Source organism: Bacillus sp. MYb209 (genome assembly GCF_002975175.1).
GTDB lineage: Bacteria > Bacillota > Bacilli > Bacillales > Bacillaceae_G > Bacillus_A.
This window is the reverse complement of the sequence record NZ_PCNZ01000127.1, coordinates 1-1301: the sequence shown is the minus strand read 5'-3', so window position 1 is coordinate 1301 and position 1301 is coordinate 1. Positions and strand designations below refer to the sequence as shown.

Genomic DNA, 1301 nt, shown 5'->3' with positions numbered 1-1301 from the left:
ACATTAATATTAGCAGCAGCATCCACCCAAATAAGAAATCCATCCTCTATACGAACAAAGACTCCTCTTCCATCGATCTGATCTCCGCCTGAAAAAACGTTAATTTTGTCGCCTTCTCGTAAACCGTTTAATCTTCTTCGTCCTTCAAAATTCCCCAGTTCTCTTACTTCCTCACGTTCTCTTCTTCTTCTTCGGTTTCTATTACATTCATCACATTCACATCTACGTTCAAAACACATTTAATATACCCCCTTTTTCCTAAAAATTTTTATTTGCATTATATATTATGAAAGAAATATATTAATTGATTAGACTTTCTTCCTCTATCAAACATCCAATTAACTAATTTATCAAAAAAAAATCACTAATTTTAACAATTGTACAAGCCATTTTGTATTACTTACATACATTAACAATGAGATGATAATCATCTTATACCCCAAAACCCTAAATTACCTGTTCGGTAACTATCTTTAAAAGATAGAAAAAAGGACAGTTTTCAACTGTCCTTTTTTCTTATTTACAAAGATACATTTTTTGGAAATTAAACACCTCTTACTAATAAATACATATATTATATAGTGCTCCAACACACTGCTAAATAAAACTCCACTAACAAAGAAAGAACTTATTTTCTATCTGTCAAGAATTTAAGTTCTTTTTTAGTCATTTTACATTCATTTATATTAATAATAGGATTCTTTTTCCCTTTCCGTATAATCGATTCTACGCTTTTTATCCTACGTTCCTTGCCCATGAGAGTTCCTCTCACTCTCAAAGAACTTTTGCAGCATGAAAGCTAGGATTCAGCAACTTCACATGTAGCATCACCACAATTCCTTTTTAATTATTTACTGGTTGTTCAGATAAATACGTATTAAACGCTTTAAATAAACACCTAAAACAACCTGATCAATTTCATTCCAAAATAGAGATTCTCCTAATTCACCTTAACTTTTTGTTTTTATAAACATCGTGGCTTTATTCAAAACTCCACGTCTTTTTTACAAATATCTTGACTCTATTTCAAGCTCACAGCGGCCTCTATATGGTTAACTTTCACAAAAAACCAAAATACATTCGAATTTATTTTTATTTTTCAGATAAATAAGGGTGGGATACATGACTAACAGTAAAGTTAACTATACAAAAGATAGCGGTTCTGGTGCAAAGATAAAATAAAAGAGAATATAGCGCATATATTTCTAGCAGAATTGTATTTTATGCTGTTAGCCCAAACAAGTGATGGATGAATTCTTTCTGATTTTGGACAGACTGATATCGTAAATCAAGCTGTTCTT

Annotated in this window: 1 protein-coding gene and 1 pseudogene; both read right to left on the bottom strand. The window is 30.9% G+C overall.

Going from position 1 to position 1301, the window contains the following annotated elements; all coding sequences use genetic code 11:
* A partial coding sequence (locus CQZ94_RS30745) for a hypothetical protein (protein WP_105588439.1) occupies positions 1-239 on the bottom strand: 239 nt, incomplete at its 3' end.
* Between the two features lie 982 nt (positions 240-1221).
* Positions 1222-1301: pseudogene (locus CQZ94_RS30740) on the bottom strand (IS6 family transposase); the annotation flags it as partial.